Consider the following 1686-nt stretch of genomic DNA (forward strand, 5'->3'; position numbering starts at 1 on the left):
CCGGCATTACGTGGACGGCTGGGTTATGTGGCTGGTTGGGTGTTTCCGCTGGTGGGAGCGCCGCTGGAACCGGTTCCGGCCACATAATCCTGAGCGTGTGGGTCAACGGCCACGATGGTCTACGCGCCTGATCAGGTGCGCGTTTTCGGCTGTGTGGGGGGACCCGCGCTTGTTTCCCACGCGGAGGCTATGGCTGTCGCCTTGAGCGTGGCGAAGAATCGCCTTGTCTGTTCACTGATATCAGAAAGGCCGATTCTCATGGAAGCAGCAAAGATCCGCGAGGCGTCAGGGCGGGTGATCGTCGCGCTGACGGCGGCGGACAGGTCGCGCACAACGATCAAACGTCACGAGGCTGAGTTCAATGCCTTCGCCGGGTTCGTCGAGGCTCGTGGCCAGGGATTCCTTACCGAGGCGGACTGCCTCGATTTCATCGCCGAGCGATCCGGGTCCAGACTTGCCAGTCTGCGCGAGCCAACTCGTTCCAGACATGCTCAACTCGCGCGCCGGCCCCTGATCCTGCTGATGGAAGCCTTGGATGGGGACCTCCCCACGGTGGGCCAGGCCACAACGCCGTTGATCGAGAACTGCCCAGCACGTTTCCGCGCGGTCAGGGACGAATACCTCGTTGCGTGCCGGCAGCAGGGCAACGCCGAAGCGAGCGTCGAGACGAAGCAACGCGCCGCGGACCAGTTCCTCACCTATCTTGAGGAGGTCGGCCGAGAAACCCTCGACCAGGTGCGAGCCCAAGACTTGGCCGGGTTTTGGGTCCGGCTCCAGCGTCGGAGCTACGCCCCGAAAACCACTGGCTCGCTGCGTTCGGTATTGGCCGATTTCCTTCGACACTTGCGCCAGGGCGGGCAGATCCGGGAAGATCTGGCCGGGCGGCTCCCGGCCCAGCGCTATCCCCGGCGCGGCGAGTCGGCTCCGTACCCGTGGACGGCTGAGGAGGTTCGCCTGGTCTTGGACCAGATCGATCGGCAATCGGCGATCGGGAAACGCGACTACGCGATGGTCCTACTGACCGCCCGGCTCGGTTTGAGGGTCGGAGACCTGCGCCGCTTGGAACTCGGATGGTTCGACTGGCGAACCAAAACCGTGGGGTTGACGCAGCACAAGACCGGCGTGCCGTTGACGCTGCCGCTGCCGGGCGACGTCGGATGGGCTGTGATCGACTACATCCGCCACGGTCGGCCCGAAGCGGACTGTCGGCAGGTGTTCGTCAAACACCGCTACCCGTTCACAGCTTTCGGTTCGTCCACCTCGGCGGGTAGCCGGCTGGGCTATTACGCGCGGCGTGCCGGGATCGTGTTCCCGGCCGGGCGGTCGCACGGCCTTCACTCGCTGCGCGGCGCCTTGGCGGTGGCGATGCTCCAAACCGACACGCCACCACCTGTCGTAACGGCGGTCCTGGGTCACGCGGCGGCCAACACGACCGCCGCGCACTACCTCAGGCTCGACACCGAGCACCTGCGCCGCTGCGCCCTCGACGTCGAAGATGTCCTGGACGCGGGGAAAGGGGCACGGCCGTGAACGCGCCGACGCTGCCCGCCCTGGTGGACACCTTGGTCGCTACGCGCCGCGCCGGCGGATTCCGGTACTACGGCCAAGAACGGGTGCTGCGCCAGTTCGCCGAGCACTCCCGCCGGGAAGGATACGCGGACGGCTCGATCATTGAAGATGCTGTCG

Annotated in this window: 1 protein-coding gene; it reads left to right on the forward strand. The window is 66.0% G+C overall.

The features are described 5' to 3' along the window. Positions 1-258 precede the first annotated feature (258 nt). Complete coding sequence (locus ABH924_RS24775; protein WP_404503180.1) at positions 259-1530, forward strand: tyrosine-type recombinase/integrase; 1272 nt, start codon at positions 259-261, stop codon at positions 1528-1530. Positions 1531-1686: the final 156 nt, after the last annotated feature.

Source organism: Arthrobacter sp. GAS37 (genome assembly GCF_044908325.1).
In the GTDB taxonomy this organism is placed as follows: domain Bacteria; phylum Actinomycetota; class Actinomycetes; order Actinomycetales; family Micrococcaceae; genus Arthrobacter; species Arthrobacter ramosus.

What these genes read in the sequence shown, in the direction of transcription:
- ABH924_RS24775 (WP_404503180.1), top strand. Translation starts at nt 259, where the DNA reads ATGGAAGCAGCAAAGATCCGCGAGGCGTCAGGGCGGGTGATCGTCGCG.